The sequence below is a fragment of the Arthrobacter sp. Y3225116 genome (assembly GCF_059091245.1).
On the sequence record NZ_JBNHGL010000174.1, the window covers coordinates 1 to 6,005 of the forward strand.

Below are 6,005 nucleotides of genomic sequence, written 5' to 3' on the forward strand. Positions count from 1 at the left end.
GTGCGGCGCGTGGCCGGCCGGCTGGCGGCGACCGACATGCCGCTGGGCGTGATCCCGCTGGGCACCGGCAACCTGCTGGCACGCAACCTGGACCTGCCGGTTGACGACCCGGAGACCGCGGCGGGCATCGCATTGGCGGGCCGCGACCGCCGGATCGACGTGGTCCGGGCCACCGTGGACAGGTCGGGCGGCGACTCCGTGTTCCTGGTCATGGCCGGTCTCGGCTTCGACGCCGCCGTGATAGGCGGCACCGACGACGGCCTCAAGGACCGGATCGGGTGGCTGGCCTACGTGGAAGCCGGCCTGCGCAACCTTCCGGGCAAGCCGGTCCGCGCCACGGTCACCATAGACGGCGGCAAGCCGATGACCGTGCGGATGCGCAGCGTGATGGGCGGCAACTGCGGCAAGATCCAGGGCGGCTTCGAGATGTTTCCGGGCGCGCGGCTCGACGACGGCCTGCTGGACGTCATGACCATCTCCCCCCGCGGCCGGCTGGGCTGGCTCGGTGTGCTGGCCGGGCTCGCCAAACGCGGCCGCAGCGTGGATCCTTCGGTTGACTACTACCAGGGCAAGCACGTGGAGATCCACGCCGGCCGGCCCCAGGAGATGCAACTGGACGGCGACCATATCGGCATGGGTTCCCGCCTGCTGATGCGCGTCGACCCGGGCGCACTCGTGGTGCGGGTGGCACCGGAATAGAACAACAACGACGCCGGTGCGCGGCTCGCCGAACTCAGAATTCCAGGGCGGGCAGCATTCACAGGCTTAGCGACCTGAATCGGGTTCCTGTTTCTCCTCAGCGTTGTCAACGCGCTTTCGCTTGAAGATGCCACCAACCGCGCCGACACTGCCGACTGCGGCACCCTTGATGGCGGATCCGGTGCGTTTCGCGGCAGTGAGCGCCCGCGCTTCGTCCGGTACCCCGTCGCCGTCGATGTCAACCGACCGAAATACATCGACGACGTCATTCGCCTTGTCCTTGACGGTTTCGCCGAAACCCGAAACGTTGTCCGCTGCGGATTGCAATGCCTTCACGGCACGCGACGGCTCCACAACCCCTGGCTCCGGCTTCTCGAAGTCCAGAAGCACCTCCGGGAAGTCAGTGGGGGGCTCAGGGAACGCAAGACGCACGGCCTTGACGACATCGCTCCCAAACGTGAAACTTCCGACCCCGCCAACGACGGCGCCGAGGCCGAAGGGGATTGCCTTGCCAAGCGTCCCAGCTCCGAGCTTCGCGCTGTTTTTCAGCGCCTCCCGCGCGAGAACCGTGGCCAACGGCGCGAGCGCCGAGTCGGGAAGTTGCTGAGTGAGCACCTCTCCCCAGCCGTTCGGGAGTGCCTGCTTGACGGTACCGGAGGCGAGCGTGCGAGCCTGATTGACACCTCCGGCCCCGGCGGCTTGGTATACGATCTTCGTCACTTGGCTCTGCGACTTCTGGCCGAGCAGCATCCCAAAGACAAGCGGCCGGGCTCGCTCTGCGTCGCTCACTTCGATCCCATGGAGTTCCGTGGCGGCGAGGACATAAAGGGCGCTCGTCTCGTAGAAGAACAGCAGATCTGCGACCCCAAGCCCCAAGGCAATAGACGTGCCGACGCCGGGGATGGCTGCCGAAGCACCGACTCCCGTACTCGCGATAGTCACGGTGGCCACGTAGCGCTTATCGAGCTCCTTGAGCATTTCTTGGGGCGTGGCCTCCGGCTTTTCCCGGCGAAGCGACTTCAAATACTCCAGTACGACAGGCCGCTGCACCGAGATGGCTTGGAAGATCTTCAACTTCAAGCCATCAGGCTCGGAGACGTCACTTGCCTTCTCAACGACAGCGACGAGAGCACCCTCCTCGTTCGGGGCAGCGGGTGTCGGCTTATTCGTGGTCATTGGTTCTCCGGTCGGTCGGCGTCGCGTAGGAGGGAGTCGCACCATGAGGGAGCTGACCGTAAGACTACCCGGCGACAGGGCGGCTGCATGGCGAAATGTCGATCGTGTCGGACCGGTTTCAGTACCCGCTGAAGGGGGCTCGATCGTCTTGAATCAGACACTTGTTCGACGCCTCGCTGCCACGCCTAACGACGCCGGTGCGCGCCGTCGGGAGTGCGGCTGCTCACATTGCCGACACAGTTCGGAACATATCTTGAGGTACCCGTTGTTGTACGTGCTAGCTTCAGCGTTTGCCGGCCACCCGCCGGTTGGCTCGTCGTCCCACATCACAAGGGGTTTTCCACCATGATTCGTCGCCGTTTGTCCGTCCTCGGTGCCGCCGCAGCCGCCGCCCTGGTGCTGGCCGGCTGCAGCACGTCTTCGCCGTCGGGGTCGGAGCCGGCGACCTCTGCCGCCGCGACCACGCTGCAGGAGATCCAGGAGGCCGGCGTGATCACCGTCGGGACCGAGGGGACCTACCGCCCGTTCTCCTTCCACGAAAACGGCACCGGCGACCTGACCGGTTACGACGTCGAGATCGTCACCGCGGTGGCGGACAAGCTCGGCGTCGATGTGCAGTTTGAAGAGACCCAGTGGGACGCCATCTTCGCAGGGCTGGACGCGGGGCGTTTCGACGTGATCGCCAACCAGGTTTCGATCAACGAAGACCGCCTGGCCAAGTACGACTTCTCGGACCCGTACACGGTCAGCACCGGCGTCGTCGTCGTGAAGTCGGACAACAACGACATCTCCTCCCTGGCGGATCTGGAGGGCAAAACCTCCGCCCAGTCGCTGACCAGCAACTTCTACAAACTGGCCAAGGGTGCCGGAGCCAATGTCGAGGCCGTGGAGGGCTGGGCGCAGGCGGTTTCGCTGCTGGAGCAGGGCCGCGTGGACGCCACCGTCAACGACAAGCTGACCTACCTGGACTACCAGGCCACCAACAACAACAAAGACATCAAGGTAGCCGCCGAAACAGACGAGGAGACGCAGAGCGCCTTCGCCTTCCAGAAGGGCAGCGACGACCTGGTGGAAGCCTTCAACACGGCGCTGGAGGAGCTGCGCGCAGACGGCACGCTGGCGGAGATCTCCGAGAAGTACTTCGGCGCGGACGTCAGCGAGTAGTACCGGCCGGCTTTCAGGGAGACGCTAACGTAACCGTATGGACATCGACTGGGAGCTCGTCGGCAGTTCGCTCTGGCCTATAGTCCAGGGCGGACTGACCGGCACCATCCCCCTCACGCTGGCCAGTTTCGCCATCGGTCTGCTGCTGGCGCTCGTCGTGGCCCTGATGCGCTTGAGCCGCAACCGGCTCCTGGCCGGCATCGCCCGCGCCTACGTGTCGGTGATCCGCGGCACCCCCCTGCTGGTCCAGCTGTTCGTGATCTTCTACGGCCTGCCGTCGATCGGCGTGGTGCTCGACCCCTGGCCGAGCGCGGTCATCGCGTTCTCCCTGAACGTGGGCGGATATGCGGCCGAGATCATCCGGGCCGCGATCCTCTCCGTCCCCAAGGGCCAGTGGGAAGCCGGCCACACCATCGGCATGGCCGGCACCACCACCCTGCGCCGCATCATCCTGCCCCAGGCCGCGCGCGTGTCGGTGCCGCCGCTGTCCAATACCTTCATCTCGCTGGTCAAGGACACCTCCCTCGCCTCCCTGATCCTGGTCACCGAGGCGTTCCGGGCCGCCCAGGAAATCGCGGCGTTCAGCCAGGAATTCATGCTGCTCTACATTGAGGCCGCGGCGGTCTACTGGGTGTTCTGCCTGGTGCTCTCCGCCGGGCAGTCCCGACTGGAGAAGAGGCTGGACCGCTATGTCGCCCACTGACGTCCCTTCCGCCGCCGCTTCGCAGCGCGGCTCCGCCGCCGGACCGGTGCTGACCGTGGAGGGCCTGCGAAAGTCCTTCGGCAGCAACCAGGTGCTCAAGTCCATCGATCTGTCCGTCCAGACGGGTGGCGTCCTGGCCCTGATCGGACCCTCCGGGTCGGGCAAAACCACCGTGCTGCGTTGCCTGAACGGCCTGGAAACCCCCGACGGCGGACGGGTCGCCTTTTCGGGCGGGCCGGCCGTGGACTTCGGTTCGCCGGTGAACCGGAAACAGATCGCCGCCCTGCGCGACCGCAGCGCCATGGTGTTCCAGCACTACAACCTGTTTCCGCACATGACGGTGCTGCAGAACATCATCGAGGGCCCGGTCCAGGTGCAGAAGCGGCCCAAGGCCGAAGCGGTGCGCGAGGCCAGGTCGCTGCTGGACCGCGTCGGGCTCTCCGGCAAGGAAGACCAGTATCCGCATCAGCTCTCCGGCGGACAGCAGCAGCGGGTCGGCATTGTCCGGGCCCTGGCGCTCAAGCCCTCGCTGCTGCTGTTCGACGAGCCCACGTCCGCACTGGATCCGGAACTGGTGGGCGACGTGCTGCACGTGATCAAGGAATTGGCTGACGAGGGCTGGACCATGGCCCTGGTCACCCACGAGCTGGCCTTCGCCCGTGAAGTGGCCAGCGAAGTGGTGTTCATGGACGGCGGCGTGGTGGTGGAACGCGGACACCCCGAACAGGTGCTGCGCCAACCGCGGGAGGAGCGCACCCGGCAGTTCGTCCACCGGCTGCTGAACCCGTTCTAGGACCGGGTCCGCCTCCGGGTGCCCCCGCCCTCCCCGCTGCAGGCTCCCTGCACCCGCGGCGGTCCCGCCGGCACCGGCGTGCGCCACCCCCGCCATGGCAGGAGTGGCGCACGCCACGCCGGTGGAAAATTCATCTGATGTCATCTGGGATGGCAGAATGTAAAGTTCCATGCACCGTTCCGCATGGCAGGCTCGTTCCGGCCGGAAGCTTCCATCCCGCGTTTCTCCTGCGCGGAAACCTCCGGCCACGAAAGGCAGAACCATGGCCACTTCCCTGGCTACCAAGTCGTTGACCGCACAGACGGCTTCCGAAGCGCACGATCTCCTGAATGCTGCGGTCGAAGAGCTGCAAAAGCTCGCCGCCATCGACGGCGATTGCGGCATCCTGGTCACGCGCACCGGGCCCGGGCAGTTTACGGTGGAGCTGAGCGACGACGTGCCCTACGGCATCACCCAGGAATCGCATCTGTACTAAGCGGTTGGCGGGCCGGTCAGGTTATGTGACGCCGGCCGGTTGCCCGGAATGAAGCGCCGACCCGCCCCGGTGGGATAATTTCGCCCATGGCTCCTGCAATTGCGTACCAAGGTGAACCCGGCTCGAACTCCCACATGGCTTGCCTGGAAGTGCGCCCCGGTTGGGACGCGGTGCCGTGTGCCAGCTTCGAGGATGCGTTCGCTGCCGTCACCGGCGGCGAGGCCGAACTGGCCATGATCCCCATCGACAACTCGATCGCCGGCCGGGTGGCGGACATCCACGCGCTGCTGCCGAAGACCACCCTGCAGATCGTGGAGGAATTCTTCCTGCCCATCCGTTTCAGCCTGCTGGGGGTACGCGGGGCCACCGTGGAGCAGGCCCGCGAGGTGCACAGCCACATTCACGCCTTGGGCCAGTGCCGCAAGCTGATCCGCAGGCTCGGGCTCACTCCGGTCATCGCCGGCGACACCGCGGGTTCAGCCCGGGAGGTGGCCGAATGGAACGACCCGACCAAGGTCTCCCTTGCGCCGCCGATGGCCGCCGAACTCTACGGTCTGGAGGTTTTCGCGGAAAAGGTCGAAGACGATCCCACGAACACCACACGGTTCGTGGTGCTGGCCGACCGCCGGCCGGTCCCGTCCCGCGAGGAACTTCCCGGTCCGGCGGTGACCAGCTTTGTGTTCCGCGTGCGGAACGTGCCGTCGGCGCTGTACAAGGCGCTGGGCGGTTTCGCCACCAACGGCATCAACATGACCAGGCTGGAGAGCTACATGGTGGGCGGCGAGTTTGCCGCCACCATGTTCATGGTGGACGTCGAAGGCCACCCGGACGATCCTGCCATGGTCCACGCCTTCGAGGAACTGGACTTCTTCACCACCGAGATCCGCCTCCTGGGCGTGTACCCGGCGCATCCGTTCCGCCGGCAGACCGTGCGCGCCGGCGCCGCCGCGCAGTAGCCAACACCGCAGAACACACAACAAAAAACCAATAAAAAA

Annotated in this window: 7 protein-coding genes; 6 read left to right on the forward strand and 1 reads right to left on the reverse strand. The window is 65.9% G+C overall.

Features of this window, described 5'->3' with window-relative positions; genetic code table 11:
• Positions 1-699, forward strand: a 699-nt coding sequence (locus AC5RV2_RS13510) for a diacylglycerol/lipid kinase family protein (protein WP_494092758.1), incomplete at its 5' end; no start/stop codon positions are given.
• A gap of 66 nt (positions 700-765) precedes the next feature.
• Here the strand turns inward: AC5RV2_RS13510 and AC5RV2_RS13515 are convergent.
• Positions 766-1,875 (reverse strand): hypothetical protein, encoded by a 1,110-nt coding sequence (locus tag AC5RV2_RS13515; protein WP_494092759.1) that lies wholly within the window; start codon positions 1,873-1,875, stop codon positions 766-768.
• 345 nt (positions 1,876-2,220) lie between these two features.
• Between AC5RV2_RS13515 and AC5RV2_RS13520 the strand changes: the two genes are divergently transcribed.
• From AC5RV2_RS13520 to AC5RV2_RS13540, 5 genes are all read left to right on the forward strand, one after another.
• Entirely contained in the window at positions 2,221-3,039 is an 819-nt protein-coding gene (locus AC5RV2_RS13520; protein ID WP_494092760.1) for an amino acid ABC transporter substrate-binding protein, read from the forward strand.
• 43 nt (positions 3,040-3,082) lie between these two features.
• On the forward strand, positions 3,083-3,742 hold the full coding sequence (locus AC5RV2_RS13525; protein WP_494092762.1) for an amino acid ABC transporter permease: 660 nt from the start codon (positions 3,083-3,085) through the stop codon (positions 3,740-3,742).
• On the forward strand, positions 3,729-4,535 hold the full coding sequence (locus AC5RV2_RS13530) for an amino acid ABC transporter ATP-binding protein (protein ID WP_494092761.1): 807 nt from the start codon (positions 3,729-3,731) through the stop codon (positions 4,533-4,535). The genes AC5RV2_RS13525 and AC5RV2_RS13530 overlap by 14 nt, the downstream gene beginning before the upstream one ends.
• Before the next feature lie 262 nt (positions 4,536-4,797).
• Positions 4,798-5,010, forward strand: coding sequence for a hypothetical protein (locus AC5RV2_RS13535; protein WP_494000808.1), 213 nt, complete (start codon positions 4,798-4,800; stop codon positions 5,008-5,010).
• A gap of 86 nt (positions 5,011-5,096) precedes the next feature.
• Positions 5,097-5,966, forward strand: coding sequence for a prephenate dehydratase (locus AC5RV2_RS13540; RefSeq protein ID WP_494065040.1), 870 nt, complete (start codon positions 5,097-5,099; stop codon positions 5,964-5,966).
• The last annotated feature ends 39 nt before the right edge of the window (positions 5,967-6,005 follow it).

What these genes read in the sequence shown, in the direction of transcription:
- AC5RV2_RS13515 (WP_494092759.1), bottom strand. Translation starts at nt 1,875, where the DNA reads ATGACCACGAATAAGCCGACACCCGCTGCCCCGAACGAGGAGGGTGCT.
- AC5RV2_RS13520 (WP_494092760.1), top strand. Translation starts at nt 2,221, where the DNA reads ATGATTCGTCGCCGTTTGTCCGTCCTCGGTGCCGCCGCAGCCGCCGCC.
- AC5RV2_RS13530 (WP_494092761.1), top strand. Translation starts at nt 3,729, where the DNA reads ATGTCGCCCACTGACGTCCCTTCCGCCGCCGCTTCGCAGCGCGGCTCC.
- AC5RV2_RS13535 (WP_494000808.1), top strand. Translation starts at nt 4,798, where the DNA reads ATGGCCACTTCCCTGGCTACCAAGTCGTTGACCGCACAGACGGCTTCC.
- AC5RV2_RS13540 (WP_494065040.1), top strand. Translation starts at nt 5,097, where the DNA reads ATGGCTCCTGCAATTGCGTACCAAGGTGAACCCGGCTCGAACTCCCAC.